Origin of the sequence: Psychrobacter immobilis, from assembly GCF_003148585.1 — a bacterium.
Lineage (GTDB): Bacteria > Pseudomonadota > Gammaproteobacteria > Pseudomonadales > Moraxellaceae > Psychrobacter > Psychrobacter immobilis.
This window is the reverse complement of sequence record NZ_QGGM01000002.1, coordinates 148,115-172,701: the sequence shown is the minus strand read 5'-3', so window position 1 is coordinate 172,701 and position 24,587 is coordinate 148,115. Positions and strand designations below refer to the sequence as shown.

The 24,587-nt window shown below is 37.1% G+C and carries 13 protein-coding genes; 9 read left to right on the top strand and 4 right to left on the bottom strand.

Going from position 1 to position 24,587, the window contains the following annotated elements:
* Positions 1 to 301: 301 nt before the first annotated feature.
* Complete coding sequence (locus tag C8D84_RS02675; RefSeq protein ID WP_109589838.1) at positions 302 to 4,255, bottom strand: AAA family ATPase; 3,954 nt, start codon at positions 4,253 to 4,255, stop codon at positions 302 to 304.
* A gap of 103 nt (positions 4,256 to 4,358) precedes the next feature.
* A complete protein-coding gene (locus tag C8D84_RS02670) occupies positions 4,359 to 5,936 on the bottom strand; it encodes an exonuclease SbcCD subunit D C-terminal domain-containing protein (protein ID WP_228244429.1) in 1,578 nt (525 codons plus the stop codon).
* Positions 5,937 to 6,268: 332 nt separating this feature from the next.
* Here C8D84_RS02670 and wecB point away from each other — a divergent pair, with 332 nt between their 5' ends.
* The 7 genes from wecB to C8D84_RS02635 all read left to right on the top strand — a co-directional run bounded on the left by wecB (position 6,269) and on the right by C8D84_RS02635 (position 19,202).
* Complete coding sequence (gene wecB / locus C8D84_RS02665) at positions 6,269 to 7,426, top strand: non-hydrolyzing UDP-N-acetylglucosamine 2-epimerase (protein ID WP_109589834.1); 1,158 nt, start codon at positions 6,269 to 6,271, stop codon at positions 7,424 to 7,426.
* A 26-nt stretch (positions 7,427 to 7,452) separates the two neighbouring features.
* Positions 7,453 to 8,694, top strand: a complete 1,242-nt coding sequence (wecC, locus tag C8D84_RS02660; RefSeq protein WP_109589832.1) for a UDP-N-acetyl-D-mannosamine dehydrogenase — start codon at positions 7,453 to 7,455, stop codon at positions 8,692 to 8,694.
* Positions 8,695 to 8,908: 214 nt separating this feature from the next.
* On the top strand, positions 8,909 to 13,054 hold the full coding sequence (locus C8D84_RS02655; RefSeq protein ID WP_109589830.1) for a glycosyltransferase family protein: 4,146 nt from the start codon (positions 8,909 to 8,911) through the stop codon (positions 13,052 to 13,054).
* 207 nt (positions 13,055 to 13,261) lie between these two features.
* Positions 13,262 to 15,250 carry a heparinase II/III domain-containing protein gene (locus tag C8D84_RS02650; protein WP_109589828.1) on the top strand — a complete coding sequence of 663 codons (1,989 nt, stop codon included), beginning with the start codon at positions 13,262 to 13,264 and terminating at the stop codon, positions 15,248 to 15,250.
* Positions 15,251 to 15,324: 74 nt separating this feature from the next.
* Positions 15,325 to 17,043, top strand: coding sequence for a hypothetical protein (locus tag C8D84_RS02645; RefSeq protein ID WP_109589826.1), 1,719 nt, complete (start codon positions 15,325 to 15,327; stop codon positions 17,041 to 17,043).
* 116 nt (positions 17,044 to 17,159) lie between these two features.
* Positions 17,160 to 18,005 (top strand): glycosyltransferase, encoded by an 846-nt coding sequence (locus C8D84_RS02640; protein WP_109589824.1) that lies wholly within the window; start codon positions 17,160 to 17,162, stop codon positions 18,003 to 18,005.
* A 312-nt stretch (positions 18,006 to 18,317) separates the two neighbouring features.
* Complete coding sequence (locus C8D84_RS02635; protein WP_170108258.1) at positions 18,318 to 19,202, top strand: CgeB family protein; 885 nt, start codon at positions 18,318 to 18,320, stop codon at positions 19,200 to 19,202.
* A gap of 121 nt (positions 19,203 to 19,323) precedes the next feature.
* Here C8D84_RS02635 and cysG read toward each other — a convergent pair whose 3' ends face one another.
* Positions 19,324 to 20,928, bottom strand: a complete 1,605-nt coding sequence (cysG, locus tag C8D84_RS02630; RefSeq protein ID WP_109589821.1) for a siroheme synthase CysG — start codon at positions 20,926 to 20,928, stop codon at positions 19,324 to 19,326.
* A 210-nt stretch (positions 20,929 to 21,138) separates the two neighbouring features.
* Here cysG and C8D84_RS02625 point away from each other — a divergent pair, with 210 nt between their 5' ends.
* The gene (locus C8D84_RS02625; protein WP_109589819.1) at positions 21,139 to 22,233 is read left to right on the top strand and encodes a WG repeat-containing protein; all 1,095 of its coding nucleotides are present in this window, start codon (positions 21,139 to 21,141) and stop codon (positions 22,231 to 22,233) included.
* A gap of 145 nt (positions 22,234 to 22,378) precedes the next feature.
* On the opposite strand, the gene C8D84_RS02620 is transcribed toward C8D84_RS02625, so the two are convergent.
* Entirely contained in the window at positions 22,379 to 23,329 is a 951-nt protein-coding gene (locus tag C8D84_RS02620; protein ID WP_109589817.1) for an acetyltransferase, read from the bottom strand.
* Between the two features lie 372 nt (positions 23,330 to 23,701).
* Between C8D84_RS02620 and C8D84_RS02615 the strand changes: the two genes are divergently transcribed.
* The gene (locus C8D84_RS02615; RefSeq protein WP_109589815.1) at positions 23,702 to 24,517 is read left to right on the top strand and encodes a DUF817 family protein; all 816 of its coding nucleotides are present in this window, start codon (positions 23,702 to 23,704) and stop codon (positions 24,515 to 24,517) included.
* Positions 24,518 to 24,587 lie beyond the last annotated feature (70 nt).

Here is a 24,587-nt window from a genome sequence, read left to right as displayed (position 1 = left end):
AAACAATAAGATAAACGTCTTTTCAAAAAAACCACCGTTATTAGGGCGTGTCCTCAATTCAATCAATTACTTTCTAAATGGGCTAAACATGGCTAAATTTTGTTAAACATCGTCAAATAGCTTATCAATATCTCGATATTAACGGCGCTATCTTCCTTGTTTGACGGCAATTTATCTCATTTTTATCACCATTTTTAAAATGAGGACACGCCCTAATTAACGGTGGTTTTTTATTGTCTGGCTAAGCGTAATAAGTAATCAACTGCGTGATGCACGCTCGACTCTTGATGACCGCTTTAGCTTACGAAGTTTTTTCATTAGTAACATTGACCACTCGGCGACAGCCTTGACCACTGATTTGGCTAAAACCACCCGAGATTTTTTCAACCTTGATTTGAGTCAAGATGCGATCTTTTAACGCCTGTACGTGAGAGATAATACCAATAAGCTTACCTTCTTGTTGTAAGCTCGTTAAAGTATCGAGTGCAATATCAAGCGACTCTTCATCAAGCGTACCAAACCCTTCATCCAAAAACAGTGAATCCACGCGAATATTGTGACTCGCCATCTGCGATAGCCCAAGGGCGAGCGCCAAGCTGATAATAAATCCTTCGCCGCCCGATAGATTTTTGGTACTGCGAATATCACCGCCTTGATAGTTATCAATCACATTAAGCTCAAGCGGATTGCTGTCATCATGAATGAGCAAATAGCGGTCACTCATTTTTTGCAGTTGCGTATTGGCATGGCTAATCATCACTTCAAACGTTAAGCCTTGCGCAAAGGTACGATATTTTTTGCCATCAGCAGAACCAATTAACGTATGTAGCTGCTGCCAAACTTGTAGTTTTTGTTTTTGTTCATCGATTGCAATCAGCTGTGTCGCCTGTTGCCCTTTTTGGCTGTCGTTATCCTTGAGCTTTTGGTCAATCGCACCAATTTTTTGACTTAACTCATCGATATCCGTCTGTATTTGATGATGCTTGCCAGCAAGTGTTTCTCGGTCTTCATCTGTCATAGGCGTGGCAAGTTTTTGCTCTAACGTTTGCTGGGTATTGTCTAACTGCAACTTAGCCTGTTGTAGGGCATTATCAATCGCTAGTTTACGTATATGTAATGCCTCACGCTCTTCTTTAGGCAGACGCGCACTCAAAAAATCCGCCTCATCGACGAACTTTGACTCTGTGAGTAAGTTAGTAAAAATGCTTTCCTGTGTATTTACGGTAGTAGTCGCCGACTGTCGCTCTGTGGCTAGCTGTTGCTCTCTGCTCTTTAATTGCTCTAAAGACTGCTGTATAGAATCTAGCTGTCTTTGCGCTATGATTTGTTCAGCTTTAGCCTCATCAGCAGCGCTGCGTAACTGGTTTTCTTCATAGTCTGTATCTTTATCTGCGAATAGCGCTTTTCTAGCTTTCTTTAATTGTTCGATATCATCAGTTTTATTATCAATTAATGTCTCTAATTCTTTGAGTGCTGTCTCATCATTGGTGAGCTGTGCTTGCTTACTCTCAATATTCGCAGTCAGGCTGATCAGAGTATTTGTGAGTTGCTGTTGGCGGCTACTTTGCTCATGATGATATTGCTTTAACTGCTTCAAAGCATGACGTTGTGCCCGCAACTGGTCAATATGCTCATCATAATCTGCGCTTGCTAATACTGTTTGCTTATGAATACTTTCAATGAGCTGCTGCAGTGCGCCTTGAACGTCAGTCGCTTTGAGCGCTATCGTTAAATGATTCTCGTATTTAGCCGTTGGATACTTACTCACCAAAGATGAAATATCGGTCATCATGAGTATGAGTTCAGAAAAATTAGTGGCAATCTTATCTTCGACACTTTCAACTTTTTGAGCATTTAGCTTGATATCAGTCGCCAGATTATTAATGGCGCGACTAAGTAGCTGTTGCTGCTGTTCATCGGCTTCGATGGCAATACTGAGCGTTGCAGCACTTTCAGCTAGGTTGTCATATTCGACGACTATCGTTTTAAGAGACTGTTTATGCTCAGTCAGTTTGTGTTTGATGATGCTTAATAAGGATAAGCCCTGATCAATATGAATATCAGTATCGTTGTTAATCTGCGCAAGTGGATCGATAATTGCCACAGTCGATTCCGAATAACTATTTTCAGTGTTAAATAGCGAGGAAAGGTTAGACTTAATATCAGCGTGTAAGATTTTAGATTGCTGCTGTAAGGGCGCTAACTGCTGCTGTTGATTATTGATGGCTTCTTTTTTGGTGGCATGGTCGATATGATGTTTAGATAAAATCTGCTCAAGACTATCAATAATAGTTTCTAGTTCAGCTATGTGCTGCTGAGTTAATTGTGCCTTAGTCTGTTTTATTGTGGACGACTGGTTTTGATCGTCATTGGCGTCGGTATTATTGTTTTTGGTACTAGGGTCTAATAACGGGTGCTGTTTACCATAAGGATGCTCATGTGCGCCGCAAAGCGGGCAGGGCGACCCATCCTCTAGCTCTACTATATAATCTTCAAGCTTAGCGACCTTTTGTAGTAGATGTAGATGCTCCTGCCTATCTTGTTTTTTGAGCTTAGCCTCTTCAATATTTAGCTTGTGACTGTCAATCAAACCTTCTAAAGTCTTAAGCTCTTGATTCAGTTTGGGTAACGTTGCATTGATGTGTTGAATTTGGCTGGCACGCTCAGACAGCTGTTCTAGCTTAATATTGGCTTGCGCAATCTGGGTGCTGATTTGCTCGATTTGCTCTTGCTCGCTACGCATATTAGCAATGGGCTGGTTTTGAATGAGTATGGCTTGCTGCTGTTGTACGCTGGCAAGTTGCTCGCGTTGCTGCGTTATCAATAATTTCTCTGCGTTTTGCTGCTTATATAACTTATCAAAATCAGTCTGTAGCATGCGGGCTTGATTACTATAAGCAAGTTTAGCCGCTGTTAGATTGGCATTATCTTCCAACAGCGCCATTAATTGGCGACAGCTGTTATCGAAGGTCACCATATCTGTATCGAGGTCGTTTAGCTCTTGGTAATCGCGAAAGTACTTTTCTATACTGCTAAGCTGAGTCTGAGTCTTTTGCTCTGTTTGTTTGTAGTCAGCTATATCTTGAACTAATTGCTGAGTGTTACTAACTAATGTATCTTTACTTTTATTATCGCTAGCTAAAGAATAAGAGTGCTGTTTTATCTCAGTATCCAACTCACGCGTCTTTTTAATAATAGGCAAAGTAGCATGTAGGATATCTGTGGCTTGCTTTTCAATGGTATTGATATTATTTAAATGGATTGAAGCTTGTGCCAGTACTTCTTGCTGAGTTGGAATCTTATTAAGCAAATCTTGTTGTTCAGTATCCAACCGCTTAACCGACTCTCGGCTATAGCTAAGCTCTCGGAAATAGCTATCAATCTCTAAAGCCTTATTAGCGCCATCTAAACGCTGGGCTTCTGGAATAAAGGTTTGCTGCATATGCTGTGCCGCTGCAAAATCGGTCTGATAGGTCGAGAGATTTTGCTGTAGCTGCTGAACGCTATCCAGCCACTGTACCTGTTCACTTAGGGTTTTAAAGGTTTGACGCTGGGTGCTTTGCTGCTGGTTAAAGCGCTCTAAATCTGCTACCAGTAGCTTTTCTTCTTCAGTACCTAATAACGACAAGCTATTCACGCTTGCCTGTAGTTTGCCAAGCACTTCCTCTTCAGAGCGTTTCTTTTCATGAACGTTTAACGATATTTTGGCATAAATAGCAGTACCCGTTATTTTCTCTAAAATCGCGGCTCTATCGCCAATATCAGACTTTAAAAACGCGGCAAAACTGCCTTGTGCCAGCATGATGGAGCGCGTAAATTGATTAAAATCCATGCCAATGAGGTTTTGTATATGGGCAGAAGTTTTGGACTTTTTCTCTTCTAAAATCTTGCCGGTCTGCACCTCACTAATTTCATGCTTAATTGGTAATAGGTTGCCCTTGGCTTTTTTGTGGGCACGATGTTGATACCAGTAGCATTGATAACGCTTGGAATCAATCTCTATAATGACTTCTGCTGAGCATTCACCTGTACCTTGGGTCATTATCTCGTTCGTTGAACCAGTGATATCGCCCAGTCTTGGCGTCTGGCTATAGAGTGCTAAGCAAATCGCATCCAATATGGTCGTCTTGCCAGCACCAGTCTGTCCAGTAATGGCAAAAATACCTTCGTTAAGAAAAGCGGGGTCACTAAAATCAATGTGCCATTCGCCTTTTAAGGAGTTGAGGTTTTTAAGTCTTAGTTCTATTAGGCGCATGGCAGGGTCTTATTTTTATAGGTAGTAATAAAAAAGGCAATAATGAGAAATAAAGCTGTTATTCTGGCTAGCTTCTATCAACAGCGTTTATGATTAAATAATGCTATTCAGCCTGAGTATCTTCATGACGTAAGTTATAAACGATTTGATCATAGGCGTCACGTAAGGATGATTTTTGCTCATCAGGAATATCATGAGCAATCAAGCAACGCTCGAATACTTCTTCCTCATTTAAATCTTGTAGCGTCTCAGAAATCTGTTGTTGATTTAGTACTTTATTATAGGTACGAGTGTTTTTGATTTTTAACACCTCGCACGGCAAATTATCTACCATCGTTTGGATGTGCTCACGTAACTCGCTGACCACATCATCACCCGTATAAATAATTTCAAGCCAAACAGATTCTGTTGCATCAAGAGCTTGGATGGTTTTATCAATAGTCTTATTAATAGATTCCAAATCACCCGATATTTGCGCCAATTTTTGGAATTTTGGAATAGGTAGTGATACTACTTGCATCTGATTAGAGTCATCGCGATGCAGTATTTTGTTGGGAGTATCGATATTTTTAGGCATTGATTGGTTGTTTTGATCCTGCTGATCAGGGATGTTTTTTGTAGCAGCAGTTTTTGTCACCTCATTATTTTTTGATTGCTCGTCAAAACCAAACAAGTCATCCATAAATTCCGTAGTCTGACTGGCTGCTTTATTAGCAGGTTTTTCAATCGGGGTAACGGTATTGGTCAGCTGAGGAATAATGCTTTCAACTATATTATTTGAGGCTGATTTTTGACTGCTAATGTCATTTGCTACTGCACTAAACTGTACCAGTAATACTTGTTTTTGTTGTTTTGCCTCGCCAAATCCCATCGCGATTGGCGAGCCTGAATAGCGAATGCTCTTACGACCACCGACGCGTTGCGGTACGTGCAAATGCCCAAGCGCCACATAGTCAAAACTTTCATCGAACATGTCAGCAGAAATCTTACCGAGTGAGCCGACATAAAGCTCACGCACACCATCGTCTTCAGTAGTGGTGCCACCAGCTGCAAATAGATGCCCTGTAGCAATGATGGGAATGTGACGCTGGTATACTTCAACTAATTTAGCCTGTTTGGCTTTGGCAATGCTAGCTACTTCATCATAATGGGCGCGAATGCCTTTGATAACATTGGCATCTTTGCTATCAGCCGACTCGCCAGCACTACTACTACGGACATCACGATCACGCAAATAGGGGACGGCAGCGATAATGCAATGCGGGTTTCCATTTGTATCGTCTAACACCAATACTTCATCGTTTAAGTCTTCACAAGCGGTACCGATAACATGGACGTTTAAAAACTTGAGTACGTTACTTGGTGCATCTAAAAATGTCGGAGAGTCGTGGTTGCCTGCGACGATGACAATATGTTGACAGCATGATTTTGAAACTTTTCCTAAAAATTCATAATATAGCGCTTGAGCTCTATTGCTTGGGGTCATGGTGTCAAAGATATCACCAGCAACGATTAGTATATCCACTTTCTGTAGGCTAATGGCGTCTTGCAACCAACTTAAAAAGGCTTCAAATTCGTCATAACGCATTCGTCCATAAAGCCTGCGCCCCAAATGCCAGTCGGAAGTATGGAGGATAGTGAGTGGTTTTGGCATGAATTTAGTATCGGCAGGTATGGACATAATTGAGCTTAAGGACATTTGATAGAAAGTATTCATTCTAGCAAAATTTTCTATGTTGGAGATGGCTGTCTAAAGACATATATAAGATTTCGTCTATAGCTATAATTCCTTTAAAACTGCGTACAAAACCTATACGTCATAATTAGTTGTTTTTAAAAGTAATTTGTTTTATTGGCTCCGATAAGCGGTATGTAATGGTTGATAAACGTTTACTTTATCTCTAATATGCTGTTTGTTATTGAGTTGTATCGATAGTGAAAAATTATATATCCCAAAACCTTTTGAAGGCTTACATGACATTCTTACTCTCACAAAACTAAAAAAGTGTTTCTATGAAAAAAGTCCTTAGTATTTTTGGTACACGCCCTGAAGCGATTAAAATGGCGCCTGTTGTTAAAGCTTTAGAAGCCAATCCTGATATTCAATCCATCGTTTGTGTGACTGCCCAACATCGTGAAATGCTAGATAAGGTGCTGGCTCTATTTGAGATAGTTCCCGACTATGATTTAGATATCATGAAAAGCAATCAGAGCCTGACCCAAGCTAGCTCTAGAATGCTAATGGCACTTGAGCCTATTTTACAAGAATGCAAGCCTGATTTAGTACTGGTACACGGCGATACATCGACCACACTATGCGGTGCACAAGCAGCATTTTACCAACAAATACCGATCGGACACGTTGAATCTGGGCTGCGTACCTATAGTCTTTATTCACCTTGGCCAGAAGAAGCTAACAGACAACTAACTAGTGTCATTACCAAGTTGCACTTCTCTCCAACCAAAGCTGCCGCGCAAAATTTGTATGATGAGCATAACAACCCAGAATACATCTATGTTACTGGTAACACCGTTGTAGATGCCTTGTTAGATGTTAAAGATAAGTTAGAAAATAACGCATCACTACGATTGGAATTACAGCAGCAGTTTTCAGAATTGGACTTTAATAAACGTCGGGTCCTTATTACGGGTCACCGCCGTGAAAATTTTGGAGAAGGCTTTGAGTCTATTTGCCAAGCAATCAAAGATCTGGCTCAAAAGTATCCAGACTACGAGTTTGTTTATCCTGTTCATCTAAATCCTAATGTTAAAGAGCCTGTCAATCGCTTACTAAGCGGTCTTAATAATGTCAAACTTATTGCGCCACAGGATTATCTGCCTTTTGTCTATTTGATGAGTACTAGCCATATTATTCTCACGGATTCAGGTGGTATTCAAGAGGAAGCGCCATCGCTTGGTATTCCAGTATTAGTCATGCGTGAAACGACTGAACGCCAAGAAGCAGTAGAGGCAGGTACCGTTAAGCTAGTAGGTACTCATGGCCCTACCATCGTTGCTGAAGTTAGTAATTTGATTGAGAACGAGGCTATTTATTTAAAAATGAGCCAAGCCCATAATCCTTATGGTGATGGTAAAGCCTCACAACGTATTGCTAAGACTATCGTTGAGTTCTTATACGAACAAACTGCTAAAACTAAAGCGTTAAGCTAACTTAATATCAAATAGACGGGATTAAGATGAAAAATATTTGTGTGTTTGGTTTAGGATATATTGGTTTGCCAACAGCTGCGATGTTCGCCCATCATGGGGCTAATGTCGTTGGCGTTGATGTCAATCAGCATGCAGTTGATACGATCAACCAAGGCAAAATCCATATCGTTGAGCCAGGTCTAGAAGCAATCGTTAAACAAGCGGTAGATAACAATAAGCTTAAAGCTAGCCTAACACCCGTGCATTCAGATGCATATCTTATCGCAGTGCCAACACCATTTAAAGGTGATGACCACACCCCTGATTTGTCTTATATTCAAGCAGTCAGTAAAGCCTTGGCACCACTATTAGAAAAAGGCGATTTGGTCATCTTAGAATCGACCTCACCAGTAGGTGCAACAGAGCAGATGGTTGAGTGGCTTGCTGAGGCACGTCCTGATTTGACCTTTCCTAAATATCATGAGCCTGATGTTGAAGCTGATATCTATGTGGCTTATTGTCCTGAGCGCGTGTTACCTGGTAAGGTGGTTGAAGAGCTGATATCTAACGATCGTATCATCGGTGGTATGACTAAAGAGTCGACTAAAAAAGCGCAAGAAGTCTATCGTATCTTTGTAGAAGGCGAGTTGTTAGCAACCAACTCTCGTACGGCTGAGATGGCAAAACTGACTGAAAATGCCTCTCGTGATGTTAGCATTGCCTTTGCTAATGAGTTATCTATTATCTCTGATAAGCTCGACATCAATGTTTGGGAGCTGATCGAACTGGCCAATCATCATCCACGAGTCAATATCCTACAGCCGGGTGCTGGGGTCGGTGGTCACTGTATCGCTGTTGATCCTTGGTTCATCGTCAATCAAAACCCTGAGGAAGCCAAAATCATCCGTGCGGCTCGTGAGATCAATGATAGTAAACCTGACTGGGTAATAGGTAAAATCAATGCTGAAATCGATAAGTTAAAAGAAAAAGGTATTGAAAAGCCGACAGTAGCGTTATTAGGGCTGGCGTTCAAACCCGATATCGATGATCTACGTGAAAGCCCTGCGGTCAATATTGCTCAAAAAATGCTTGATGCTGATAATGCAAATATGCTATTGGTTGAGCCTAATATCAGTAAATTACCTGAAAAATTGAATACGGGTATGCTGGTATCTTTAAATAGTGCTGTAGAGCAAGCTGATGTAATAGTGGTGTTGGTTGCTCATGATGAATTTACAGATATAGCTCTATCCGATAAAAAAGTAATTAGTCTTGTGACTAACTGTTAGTATAGTCAGTTGAAAATAAAACTGTTATATAAATTTAAACGCGCTACTGGGATGAATTTTACTTGCGTGCTGCGTTCCCAGAGGCTGCGAAAAATTCATCCCAGTAGCGCTATGTTATTTTTAAAGTACATTGACTATATACGATGCAATAATAAGTCTCATTTCTAAACCCTTTATCTATGTCTAAATTGAATAAAATTACTTATGGTGAGTTATGAAAAATAGAATTTATGAAATGTTCTCTAAACAGGACAAAAAAACTGATCAAGATGATATTGATACCATGAGTAATTTACCTAAGTCACATGAGGCTTCTGAAATTGACATATCGATAAGTCAAAGAGGACTCTCAGTTTCCTCAGAAGAGGAAAATACAATTTCCTATCAATTAGGTAAATCCATTATAGATGCTGCAAAAAGAAAGACAACCATCAAAAGGTTTAGTAAAGAGCTATCATCACTTTACGTTGAATCTTTGCGTAGAAAAAATAAGTATCTTACTAATGCTTCTTTACTAGAAAAGATAGTCATCTTGTTGGACGATAAAGAGCTGCAAGAAAATTATTATCTAGAAAAAAGAAATCTGGTCGAGAATAAACTAGAGAAAGAACCAACTTTAGTAAAGGCGTTAGAACACCAAAATCAGTATAAAGGCATGGGTTTCAAAGGAGTAGATAATGTTGCTGAGACATCTATATTCTCTCCAAATATCCAATCTAAGGAGTTAGCAAGCCTACAAGAAAGGTTTATAGGAAAGAACGTAAAAATTGCAGCAATTATGGATGAATTTACATCCTTTTGTTTTGATCCAGAAGCAAATTTCTTACATCTTACCCCTGATAGCTGGGAAGTAGAAATAGATTATTTTAAACCAGATCTTTTATTTATTGAATCTGCTTGGAAGGGTAAAGATGACTTGTGGAAATTAAAAGTAAGTCAATGTTCTGAAGATTTACAAAAGTTAATTGATGGATGTAATCAAAGAGGGATTAAAACAGTTTTTTGGAGCAAAGAAGACCCTGTGCATTTTGGCACTTTTCTAGATGTTGCCAAAAAAGTTGATGTTGTCTTCACTACAGATATAGATTGCATTAAAAAATACAAAGAACATGTCAATCATGATGATGTCTTTTTATTGCCTTTTGCAGCCCAGCCTAAACTACATAACCCGATAGAGTTATACGAGAGAAAAAACAAATTCAATTTTGCTGGTTCATACTACCTTAAATATCCAAGAAGACAGCGCGATTTTGAAGTGCTTTCAAGTGTGGCAAAAGACACTAAAGGCTTAGATATATTCGATCGAAACTTCAATAAACCTCATCCTCATTATCAATTCCCTCACAGGTTTGAGCCGATGATACTTGGTAGTCTAGCACCTCATGAGATTGATAAAGCATATAAGGGATACCATTATGGTATCAACATGAATACGATTAAACAGTCTCAAACGATGTTTGCTAGAAGGGTGTTTGAGATGTTAGCGTCAAATACCATAGTAATGAGTAATTACTCCAGAGGGGTAAGATTACTTTTCGGAGATTTAGTAATTTGCTCCGATAACGAGACTGAACTCACTAGACAACTAGAAAGACTAGAATCTGACCTAACTACTCGAGAAAAATTCAAGCTGCAAGGGCTAAGACATGTACTTAAAGATCATACCTATAAGCATAGGCTTAAGTACATCTTACAAAAAACATTTAAAACCAATTTAAACTCTCAAGGTTTTAGTACAACTGTAGTCTCATATATTAAGAATGAACATGAATACGATAGGTTAATTGAGTCTTATGAAAGACAGAAGCTGGTTAATAAGCGTTTAATTATCCTTTCTGAAGTGACAATTAATGCAAGCTTAAAACAAGATGTCAATATACTTAACACAAAAGAAGACTTTGTTGAAGCAATTGAACAACTCGCTAATGAGTCATCTATTGCCGTATTTAATCCAAATGATAGTTATGGCAAACACTATTTAAGTGACTTTGTGCTGAGTTATAGCTACTTATCATCGGATTCAAAAGAAGGTGTGAGATTAACCAAAAATAGTTATTTTGAGAACACCAATGACACCCTGTCTCTGGTTTCGGGAGTGGTATATGGATATATCGACAATATTAGCTTATCTAGAAGTTTATTCACACTAGATGATTTCAAAAATAATATTATAGATAAAATAGAGCTTCAGGAAATCAATAATGCACAGTTTAAACTGAAAGCTTTTTCAACGGATGGCTTTAGCTATGTATTGAATGGTTCAGAGCTTAGTGAAAGTGCGTTAAGCGTAGCTCATGAAGATTTGACTATTGATGAGGGTGTAGACTTTTTAAATAAGTTATTACCCCTTTCTGAATCGATTCGAGGATTCAACGACACGACTGAGTTGACCAAGACAATTACTATAAATACTCTCTTAGCAACAGCCAATAAATACATTGAAGTAACAAAATTAGAAAATAATTTTCAAATAAAATCTAGTTTGCCAGCTAAACAGCATCGTTATATAAATATTTTAGATAAGTTAGCATTGGTAGGTGCATCTGAAGTACATACTTATTTAGATATCCATGCTAGTAATAACATCGAGCTGGTATTTGAATACTTTGACAGCAAAGGTCAAAAAACTAGTTTTGAAATCAAGAAGTACACGCCATTTATTACTGTTGATGTTATTAATAACTCTGCATTTATGAGTATCAATATTCGGATAAAGGGCAGTAGCAGTTTGGTCTTGAGTGATGAGTTTAAACTGCAGCTTATTAGCAATAATAGAGTTATTGAGAGTCATTATCAAGACCCAAGAACGTTCATCTTTGATGCTGCAGAGATAGACAAGCAACTTGTCAGACCTCAAAGTAAGCAAATAGCTATTGGGTTTAAAGATGGGCTCACTGAAATAAAATCAACATTAGCAGATGATAAATTTGCTTACGTATACTTTAAAACAATTTATCATCGTGATGATATTAACCTAAAATTAAACAGTCATTACACCGTCGAAGCTGAAAGTGATTTTGATGTAAGACAGGTTTTCGTATTTCTTGATGAAAACAAAGAAAAAATTTCGCACAATATCGTTAAAGTTGAAAATAGCCATACTATGCCTATACCAACAAACTGTAAGTTCATTAAAATAGGTTATAAATTATCTGGAAGTGGTACTACACGTATTAAGTCACTAATGATTGGCGAGACTGTTGAGGCGATAAATTCTTTAGTATGTAAAAGCGATACATTAATTCTAGCTAAACAATATCCTGCATATGATGATCTATATAAATATGGGTTTTTACATAGCCGATTAAGATCTTATAAGAATAATGGGTTTTATCCAGATATGTTTAAAATCATTAATTCAAAGTCTGGTGAGGCATTTAGAGAGTTTGAGTCTATAGATGTTTTTAATGGTAATAAGAACAACCTTAGAGAGGTTTTAAGCTCTGGACAAGTAAAGAATGTTTTTGTTCATTTGTTGGATAAAGATATGTGGGAAGTTCTCACAGATTTTAAGGACGTGCTGAATATCTCTATATGGTTGCATGGTGCTGAGGTACAAAGCTGGAAGAGAAGAGAGTTTGACTTTGTAGGATCAACTAAAGATGAAACGAGTAAAAAGAAAAGGCTTGCCGATAATAGAGTTAAGTTTTGGCAAAAACTTATAAAAGAGGATTTAAATAGTAGGGTTAAACTTATATTTGTTTCAAAGACATTTTTGCATGAAGTTGAGTCTGATTTAGGATTTGATATTCCAAATGGAAATAAATTAGTTATACACAACTATGTAGATAGTAATATCTTTAAATACTCTGAGAAGGAAGCTGATGATAGATTTAAGTTATTATCTATAAGACCATATATGGGTCCAAAATATGGAAATGACATAACTGTGCAAGCTATTCAAGAATTAGCTAATTATGAGTTTTTTAACAAGTTAGAGATTAGTGTTTATGGGGATGGGCCAGAGTTTGATAGTATAAATCGACCACTTTTAGAATATGATAACGTACATCTTCATAAAAGATTTCTAAGTCACAGTGAAATTGTTGACGTTCATAAAGAAAACGGTGTCTTTCTTAATCCTACAAGATGGGACTCTCAAGGTGTGTCTAGAGATGAAGCAATGTCTTCAGGCTTAGTAGTAGTTACTAACAAGGTAGCGGCAGTTCCAGAGTTTATTTCTGACAAAGAAGGTGCTCTATTTGAAGGCGAAAATATTCATGAAATGGTAAAAGAAATTGTAAAAATAATTAAAAATCCCACTGTTTTTCTTGATAAATCTAAAGCTGCTAGAGGCAGAGTGGGATTACAATGTGGTTTTGATAATACTATAGCTAAAGAGATTGAGCTTATAAAATAATTTTTGATCTAGAATTAGCAGCTATGTTCATTAGTTGATAATTTATTTTTATTATTAATCACGATAAGCCAGTCTGATTAGGTAAAAAATAAGTAGGATTTTAAAACTGTGTTTGTATTTCACATACTATTAATGATAAATGTATGTCTTATATAATATTATTTATAGCAGTACCTCTAAAATAACGGTTTATTTGGGTTTGTTCATATGATAAAAATATTAGATGATAAAGGTGTCTCCATCTTTGTTAACCATAAAGGAACAGACATAGAGATTTCCCTAAACCAGAAACGGAATAACTGCGTTTATGCTTGCTATTTTCACTTTGAAGATGTAACAGTTACATATCACTATCAGCATCATGTGAATTTTTCACATCAAATAGATTTGCATGGCTCAAAACTACTAAGCATTAGATATTTTATATGGGATAAAAAGAAGGATATACGTATTTCCGAGACTCTAAATATTACCAGACAATTAGAGTTATTGAGTACATATTCACTTTTTTTAGATAATGAGTTAAGTAGTTATCTTTTAGATAAAGACGTCGAAAACTATATTTCTACTGAAGAAAATATTGTAAGAGGAAAGATGCTGTTTGAGGATAACAAACTCAAACTTACTTCTTTTGCTCCAGTTGAATGGGAAGAATGGGAGGCTAACCCTTTTGATAATAGATCTTGGCAGTGGGCACTACATTGGTTCGACTTTAATAAGTATCTCTTAGCATTCCATCATGAGACTAATAACGATGAGGTCTTAGTTAAGTTAAAAAAATTCATCAGTAGTTGGATAGATAGGTACTTATACAACGATAATACGGATTTCGAGTTTATATGGCATGATCATGCAACTGCCTTGAGAGCTGAACAGATATTATTATTATTACACTACCTAAAAAAATATAATCCGATATGGATGCATACTAATTTTACTTTCGTTTCTTGTTTATTTGAAACTCTAAACGTTTTAGGGGAAAAGTTAGAAGAAGAAGATTTCTATTCTAGGCATACTAATCATGGTCTAGAACAAGTTCGCGTGCTGATGTTACTAGGACTCATTTTAGATAACAAGGTGTGGGTAGATACTTCTATATTACGCCTAAATGACGAATTAGATTTTTCTTTCACTAGTGAAGGTGTGCATAAAGAGAATAGTCCAGGATACCATCAGTTTGTATTTAAAATATTCCTTTCAATAATCGAAGAATTTCCATCTTATGTATTAAAAGACTTAGGCCCTAAATTCAATGACATAGCTTCTAAAGCATTGACATATATAACTTATATCTTAAGACCAGATAATAACTTACCAATAATTGGGGACACAGAGCTAAAACCCACCAGCGATGCATATCGTAATTATTTTTCTGGAACCATAGAATATGAGAACTTCCTATACTCATTGACTCAAGGTAAAAGAGGATCGGTACCCCTTAGGAACAACATGGTTTATCCGAAATCAGGATATGCAATATTTAGGAATACTTGGGGTAATGAGAAAGATTTCACAGATAGCATGCACTTGATATTTAAAGCAGGCTGCTTGAGTCAATATCATCATCAACAAGATGAAAATAATTTCGTTTTATATGCTTTTGGTGAAGACTGGATAATCGATTCAGGATTGTATAACTATATCAATAAAGACCCTATAAGGCATTATGCTCGTAGGAGGCAAGCTCATAATATACCTATTATTTCTAATACAAGTTATGCTCATACAGATTTTGATCATAGAATGGATAACTGGTCGATATATGACTATAGTGAGGATCAGTACAATCCTTATGTCAGTGCTGAAAATACGGTTTTACAAGATATTGGACACAGTAGAAAGATTGAGATTGACAGTTTGAAATCAGAAATTAAGGTTGAAGATAATATTATATGCTTGGATGATGTGAAAAGAACGGTGATTTTTTTATTGCACATTCCTATAGATAAAAAGATAGAAGTATTTGATGATGTAATAAAACTTTCATCTTTAAGAAGTAGCAACGTTATAAATCTATTTCTATCTAAAAAACCTAATTTAATTGAAGTAAAAAAAGGTGTAAAGAGCAATACAGTAAATAGTGTCGTCTCCTATATCGCAAACACCTATGAAGACAGTCAAGTAATTAGGTTTACCTTTAATGAATTAGATGAGATTAAACTAAAAACTACTATACGATTTGAGCAATTCAAATAATTTAGTTCCATTTTAAAAAACATACCATCAGATTAAAAATGATTTGTTTATAGGTTTATTAGGATAAGTTCTATATGATTCGTAAAAGCCCAGTATTTTTTATAAAAGATAATCAGGTTATTTATTACCCTAAAGGTGATGAAGTAGATATCAATGTAAGCGGACGTATATATAAAGCAACTACCCATGGAGCTGGTTGGATTAATTCAAAATTAATCTATCAGCCATCTCATCTAACTAGTTTTAATCCTAGTTTTTTTCTAAATCAACAGTTCTATTCATCTTATCGTGGTTCCTTATGCTTGTTTTTTTACGATGAGATCGAAAGTTACATTTATCAAGATCCTTTAGGTGGCGCTTCTATTTTCTATTATTTTAAAAATGGAGTTTTTGCTTGTGCTTCTGATATGTCTGCTTTAATAAATGTCTTAAGTAGTAATGGAGTATATCCAACTAAAAGTTTGGACTTTATTACTGAGCTTTTATGCACAGGCACAGGTGGTATTTTTCAAACCAGTTATAAAGATATTGCTATCTTAGATACTCATACATATATCAAAATCTATAATGGTAACGTTAATTTTAGAAATTCAGGTACAAGATCCATAATTTTTGATAGTCAATATACTATAGAAGCTGCTAGAGATGAGATTCAAAGTAATATTAACTCTACTTTAGGCTGTGAAGAAGTTATGAAAACAGCTCATATAACGGGTGGTTATGACTCGAGATTAGTCTTTGCTGCTTTAGAGTCTGAATCAGCAAAAGAGTATAACCATAAGGATATTTATTATGCCTGTCATGGCTATAATGAATTATTAGATAAACAAATTGCAAAGCAAATTTGTAATACGTTTGATAAGACTATGGTTAATAATGAAGGTGTACTTAGAAGTGCAGATAGGACAAATTTAAAAGATACTTGTGGTATGTCTTTAGATACCCCTCCAATGTGTAGAACCAGACATGAAATTATAATTTCAGGTGGTTTTGGAGAGACGCTTAGATCAACATACTCTAATTCTATTCTTAAATATAAAAACTTAGAAGAGTTAAGCTTACCTTTTATTATTGAAAAAACTTATGGTTCAGCTATAGCTGGAAGTGAGGATAATCGAATCGTAAGTAATGATTTCTATAATAGATTTCAAAGCATTGTCAGTAATAAGATTAATGATCTAACTAGCTCACACTTAGACATATACTCTATTTTAGATTACTTATATCTATCAATTAGAAATAGGTATTTCGTAGGTCAGATATCTACAAATTATAGTAATGTTAATCCAAGGCTAGATCCTTTGTATTCACCGATTGGTTCGAGCTATGCGTTAAGAATGGATGCAGATAGTAGGTCTAAAAACTTATTAGGATTAGAGCTAATGAATATGTTTAATCCTAAGTTATTGTCATTTCCTCTTGAAGGAAGAGAAATACCACAAGAGATTAAAACCAAACACGATATCAATATCTTAGACTTGGATTTATTGGCAACGCCCAAGCTAAAGGAATTTCCAAATTATCGATTGATTTCTAATATAGTCTCACCTAAAGGAACACCCGAGCATATCAAGCGAGCTAACAAATTGAATGCTCCATTATGGCAAGTTGTTCAGATGGAGACTATGCAGAAGCAGTTGCTTGATCTTCTAAACCAAATAGGTAAGAAAGAGATATCTAGGAGCTTTAGTTGGAAGTATCTACATAGAATATGTACTAATAAACTAAGTAGCCGTATTCATTTGAGAAGGCTTTACGCTGTTTATGATGCTTTAAGTTGGTATTATAAATAATCTTATCCTTAGAAATTAAAACTGAACGTATAATGAAGAAATATTTTAGATAATCATAAAATAGTTGAAACCTTAAGAAGGTTAACTATAATACTTTAAATTTTTTGGAGATATTAATGTTTATAGCTATAACTCGATTTAGCTTATTTTTACCACGTTCTTCAGCTTGGCTTGTTTCAATGCAGGCAGGTGATGAAGATAAAATAGAGCAATATAAGAAAAAATTATTCGATAGTCGACGGTTAGATTTCAGAATTAATTTTCTATCTAAAATAACACTGCCTATATTAGAAAAGGCTAGTAATGGTTATGACTTTGTTCATATTATTGAGTATTCAGATTCTCTACCTATTAAGTATATAAAGGAATTGAAAAAAATAGAAGAGAAATATAGTTTTGTTAAATTGAATGAGTATAATATTGAGGGTCAACCCCAAAGAAGTATAGATGACATTGCTATAGATTTTTTTAAATTATCACTTTGCACTGATAGGGATATGATGATAGGTCGATTTATGCTAGATGATGACGATTGTATCTCTATAGATTATTTTAAAAGATGTAGTAAGTACCTTAACAAATATTTTCATGGTCATAATTTATCTCTTGGTTTGGGAGTAGCAGGTGTTTTTGATGAAAATTTTAAATTAACAAATATCGTCGAAATGTATTATCCAAAGGTAAATATTGGCTTATTGCGTATTGGAGTTTACAGGCATAAGACTAAAAAAATAGTTTTTAGTTCACTAGGTAGTCATATGAGAGCTGATAGGTACTCCCCTACTATCATCGACTCACGGCAGATTTCCTTTTTCTGGTCTAAACACTCTACACAAGATTCAGCTGAAAAAGATTTTCATGATGCAGATCTCAAAAAATTGGATAAAATTGATCATATTGATTCCAGTCTAGTGTTAGAAAATTTCGGTGATCTATTTATTGAGGATTTAAACAATCTTTAATTTTCTATTAATTGAATTATATAAATATATAGTAGATCTCTTGCAGAAGTCACAATGTAAGAGGTCTAGTTAATATGTACTTTAAAACTTTAATAAAGCTGGAATTGAAATTATTGCGCCTTACAATAAGGTTTATTTATATTTTCTATAGTAACTCTTAAAAAGAGATATTCTTTCTAATAAAATGACTATATTTTTAATTTCTGTTTTTAAGTATGTGAAAATATGTTAATCATCTTGATTTCTGACGAGTTAACAGCGAAAGCTATAGATAAAAGCAAAAACATAATAATTAGCAAGGATTGGCGCTGGTTGTTTAAGATTTATAAACCAGACTTCATCCTAGTTGAATCCGCATGGCGAGGCCACAAAGACAAATGGCGCTACAAAATCGCCAACTATCCTGACTATCCTGAACGTAACAATATTGAGCTGCGTAAACTGTTAGAGATGGCGGACAAATATAATATCCCAGCAGTATTTTGGAATAAAGAAGACGGCGCTCACTTTAACCGTTTTATTGACTCTGCCAGTTTATTTAAGTATATTCTGACCGTTGATGAAAACTGTGTTGAGCGTTATCGCTCTATATTGGGTAATAATGTCAAAGTAGGGGTATTGCCCTTTGCTGTACAGCCTAAGTTTCATTATCCTGCCACATCACCACCGCGTTACCGTAAGAGCTTATTCATAGGCAGTTATAGTAAGCATATCCACAGTGCTCGGCAACAGTGGCAGGACATGGCATTTAGTGCAGCATCTCCCTATGGCTTGGATATCATCGATCGCAACTCAGATCGCAACCCTGACGTGTATCGCTATCCCGATTTACCTAACACGACAGTATTTCCTAATGTCCCTTATGATAAGACGGGTGATGTATACCGTCAGTACTCACACTGTCTGAACGTCAATACCGTGACGGACTCACCAAGTATGTTTTCTCGTCGTTTAATTGAGATTATGGCATGTGGACGTTTGGCTGTGAGTAATCCTAGCGTATCAGTAAATACACGCTTTGAGGGTATGTGTGAAGTGATTGAGAGTCGTGAACACGCGGATGAGTTATTTGCACAGTTATCTAAAGGATATACCAAACAGCAGATAGAGATGATGCGTTATGCGAGTGCTCATGTATTAGAAAACTATAACTATGATCAATGGCTACAGCATATTGTAGATTTTATCGAGCTATAGGTCGCTTCTAGTATAGAAAGATGCTTATCATATGGTGTAAGTTATCAAAAATTACCCGCCAAATATAAAAACCTACCAGCAATTAAGGGTAGGTTTTTTTGTGTGAGTTAAAAGCCTTGATTTAACCAATCACTAGCTGCTCCAAACCATTATCAGCCGTTGCCAAATTGGCTACCATAGATAACGCATGGGCCTGCTGGCTAGTATGGTCAGTTTTTGGTGTAGCCGCTGTGCCACCACGTAACCAGTTATTAGCTGTAGTGTCACTATTGTTATTGTCCTGCTGATTTTGTAGGTTATACCAAGCCAAATCATGATGGAGCGCGACCACGTCTCCCATAATGAGCAAGGCTGGTGTGGGCAGCTGGTTTTTTTCTTGCAACTCAACGATGTCAGCAAGCGTTCCCGTTAATACCTGCTGATTGGGCATACTGGCATTGGAGACAATGGCAATCGGGGTATCACTACTGCGCCCTGCATCAATCAAGCCTGTCGTCAAACGCGCCAGCGAATGCAGCCCCATATAAAATACGACTGTTTCATCCGTATTCAAAAAGCTCTTAAAATTGCTATTGGGTGCGCCAGCCTTTAAAAATCCAGTGACAAAACGTACCGACTGCGAATGGTCACGGTGAGTCAATGGAATGCCAGCATAGCTAGCGGCAGCATTGGCAGCGGTAATACCAGGCACCACTTGATACGGGACGCCATGCGCACGCAAGCTCTCAATTTCTTCGCCGCCACGCCCAAATATGAAAGGATCACCGCCTTTTAGACGCACCACACGGCGACCTTCTTTAGCGCTATTGACCAACAACTCATTGATACCAAGTTGCGCTACCGCATGGTTGCTACGTTTTTTGCCAACAAATACCTTATCAGCATCACGGCGGCATAAGTCCAAGACTTGCGGTGAAACTAGCGCATCATAGTAAACAATGTCAGCCTGCTGCATGAGACGCAGCGCTTTAAAAGTGAGCAGCTCTGGGTCACCTGGGCCTGCACCAACGATATAAACTTCGCCTACATTATTTTGTAGGGTTTGAGGTTCTATGGACTTATCATTTTCTGTATGTTTATCACTGATAATTGATGCTGTTTTATCTAAATCGGCTTGTAATTGTGCCACTGCTTCATCTTCATTGCCGGCAAACATCAGCTGACTGACTGACCCTTCAAATGCTTTTTCCCAAAACTGCCTGCGTCCTGTCAGCGTAGGTATTTTAGTTTTCACTTCGCTACGAAAATCACCAGCAAGCTTTGCCAATTTTCCATAGCCTTGTGGAATCAAGGTTTCAAGGCGAGCACGTAATAGACGTGCCAGCACTGGCGCTTTGCCGTTTGACGATATGCCAATCACGATTGGATTGCGATCAACAATCGCAGGGAAGATAAAATCGCACAAATGCGGCGTATCGACCACATTAACTGGAATGTTGAGCTCAGTGGCATCAGCATGTATTTGATGATTCAGTGTTTCATCGTCAGTGGCAGCAATGATAACGCGCGAGTCTGTCATATAGTTTTTATTATATTTTTTATAAATCAATTCGTGCTTGCTATCACTTAACAAGGCTTGTATTTCGTCGCTAATACTTGGCGCAAGAACAGTGATGCACGCGCCAGCACGGCTGAGCAAATCTGCTTTACGTAGCGCCACATCACCGCCGCCAACAATGAGTACTTTACGGTCTTCTAATTTAAAAAATAATGGAAAAGTGTTCATAGGATTACCTGTAATTCATTCAATGTAAGGTATGTCGCTATTATGGTGTATCACAGGCATACACTCACGTAGCGAATTGGCATTAGCATATTCGTTTTTGTCATGTTGGTGAGGATTTTTGATGTAAAAGGGAATAGATTAGAATGTGCAATCTTAGTCAATATAAGACATAATTTCAGTCTTGAAATTTAAATAGTGAAGATAAGAACCATGATTCTGAACAATAATCGCAGAAAACCAATAACACATTCTTTTTCTATATTTGGATTATCCTTTGGTTTTTTGATGCTAAATGGTCAAGCCGCAACCAATTTAGAGTCTAAATTAGAGAAAGACGATACAAAGGAAATGGTTTATGAGAGCGATAATGATTTTTATGAAGGGATGGCAAGAATAGAGCAAGATGATAAATATGGTTTTATTGACAAGAATAATAAGATGGTCATTCCAGTTAAGTATGACGATGCCAATGCTTTTTTTAAAGGATTATCGCGAGTCAGCCTGAATGGTAAGTGGGGCTTAATTAACAAAATGAATGAACAAATAATCCCCATAGAATATGATGAAGTGAGTCCCAGCTTTGAATTTAATCTAATAGCCGTCAGTAAAGGTGGGAAATGGGGTTACGTCAATAAAAAAAATAAAGTCGTTATTCCTATAATATATGATGAAGTAGGTGGGTTTTCAGAGGGATTGGTTAGCGTACAAAAGGATGATAAGTGGGGCTTTATGAATGAAAAAGGCAAGCTAGTCATACCGATAGAATACGATAATGTAAATTATTTAATAGAAGGTTTGGTTGCTGTTGCTAAAGATGACAAGTGGGGTTTCTTTAACAATAAGGGTGAGCAAATTATTTCTTTACAATATGATTACGCCAGTAGCTTTCAAGAAGGTCTAGCGCCAGTCAAGCTTCACAAAAAATACGGATATATCAATAAACTAAGTGAAGGAATTATTGACTTTTCTTATGATTCCGCTGGTAAGTTTTCTGACGGCTTAGCATTGGTTAATAATGCTTATAAAACAACGTACGAGGTCGGTACAGTCGAAAGATATAAAATGGGATTTATTGATAAAAAAGGCAATATCGTCATTCCTTTAATTTATAATTTGAGTGACAAGTTCTCTGAAGGTCTGGTTGCAGTTCATAAAAATGGTAAAGGTGGTTATCTAAATAAAGCAGGACAGACAATCATTCCCTTTGATTATGATCAAGTTGACTCCTTCCTTGACGGCAAAGCTTATGTTTATAAAGATGGCGAAGGCTACTATATCGATAAACGAGGACAGCGACTGCATTGATTTAGCTCTTATAACTATTTATTTACAGAAAAATTTGGCGCTAAGCTAAAGTCTGATCTTGTGATGAACTTGACCTATCACGTAAGGCATTTGATTTACATGATAGGCGTAAGAATATCAAACATCTTTAACCGGATGCCAAAACCTACTCAAACTCACTCAGCATCTTAGTCATACGGGCATCTTTTTGTTGCCAGATATCCTCTAACCAGTCAAACATCATTTTTTTGGTGGTTTCATCACGGTCATAGCCGCCGTCCATGATGGCAGCAAATAATTCATCTGGTATCTTTAAGCGAGTCACATCGACGCCCAAACGGCGAATATTACCTTTCCATAAATCATCATAGTCAGGCGCGCCGTCTGGGTAGACAATGGTCACGTCCAAGATAGAATCCAACTCATTGCCTAACGCATTAATTGCTAATGACAAACCGCCAGCCCGTGGCTTTAACAAATGCTGATAAGGGGATTTTTGCTGTTCGTGTTTTTCTGGGGTAAAACGCGTCCCTTCTAAGTAATTCAACAGGGCAAAAGGTTTGTTTTTTAATTGACGACAAGCACGCTTAGCTTCAAGCAAATTTTGTTTTTTAAGCTCTGGATTCTTGGCCATCGCTTTGGCAGAAAAGCGCTTCATCATCGGAAAGTCTAAGAAATAAAAGGCTTGACCGATAACAGGAATATAAATCAGATTAAACTTGGTAAAAAACCGTGTCAGAGGCAGGGTATCTTGGCTGATATATTGCACAATGCTGGTATCAACCCACGATTGATGGTTGCTTACCAATAGATACTGTTTGTCTTCGCTCAGATCGTCAGGCAGGTTAATGCGCCAGTCTTTGTGAGGTAGGGCATGATCAATGACGGCGTTATTACTATTAATCCAGTATTTGGTAATCGCAATCAGCGCATCATCCGCAGCTTTCGCTCCTGTCAATACTTTTGCCGCTCCCAAAGTCCAGATGGGCAGACCCACCATCGCACTATTGGCAGTAAGAACACTCGTACCGGTTAAAAAAGAGGCGGTCTTGCCTACCGCTGGTAGCTTATCGTGCAGTTTTTCATAGAGTGAATCGATTTTTTTTATAAAAGACATAATAAATATCCATATTGATGAGCGCGAGTGCCTATAAGGAAATAAAAAAGGATGAGTAACTTTGTACATGATGTGGCTTTATAGCGTCGGTTTAATGCCGAGCAGCCACTGAGGCAAGCCATAGAATACCGCAATGTTAGACAATAAAACGTTCAAGAAACGTTAATTATTCAAATGCTGACTTCTTTATACAGATAGAGATATTCAAAAATAATAGAAAATTGTCTATTAAGCGGACTATTTGCTATAGTTTGGCGGCCTCTAATACTTTACATAATAAGCTATTGTGAGGAAGAGGAGGATGTATGTCATGGTTCACCATAGCGTTAAAGCAATAAACGGTAGTCAATATGATTGTAGTGCTAATCTAAGATGTTGAACATTATTCCGCGTGGCGCCGCGCTAAGTTTAGCGTCTGCTTTGTTTGGCATACTTTTATTATTGGCTTTTGTACTGACTCATCAAATAAGTTGGTCAATTTCTGGTGTCTATCGCTATGATCTGTTGTTGGCTTATGCTTTGATTATTCAGGTTTTTTTGGTTCATTTCAAATTAGAGACACCGCGTGAGGTATGGGTCATTGCTATTTTTCATATCATGGCCATGGCAATGGAGTTGTTTTTAACCCATCCCAAAATTGGTTCTTGGTACTATCCTGAACCAGCAATTTTTAGAATTGCCACTGTGCCACTTTTCGCCGGTTTTATGTATTCGGCAGTAGGTAGTTTTTTAGCGCGTGGCTTAAGATTGTTTAATGCCTCTTTTACCGACTTGCCACGTTTACTGTGGGTGAGTTTATTGGTTATTTTTTCTTATGCCAACTTCTTCACTAAGTTTTTTGTCCCTGATATTCGCAATATATTGTTCATCGCTTCAGTAGTTTTATTTTGGAAAACCAGAGTGTTTTTTCAAATCCATCACAAGAATAATCTTCAACTGCATGATACCAAGCAATATCAATGTCCATTTTTACCATTACTGTTGTTCCTCGCTTTTTTGGTTTGGTTGGCAGAAAATATTGCTACTTTTACCAATATTTGGCGTTATCCGTCACAAGCGAATGTATGGCATGTGGTAGGTTGGGGTAAGCTGGGCTCTTGGTATTTATTACTGATGCTAAGTCTAGTGTTGGTTTTGGCAGTCATGGGTAAAAGGGATGAGAAAGGCGGTTGGCAGTTAGCTCGATAATTTTGATACTTGCGTGTGTCCTCATTGTTTTGGCAGTAGCGCTTGGATTATAGATTCAAATTTTGTGGGA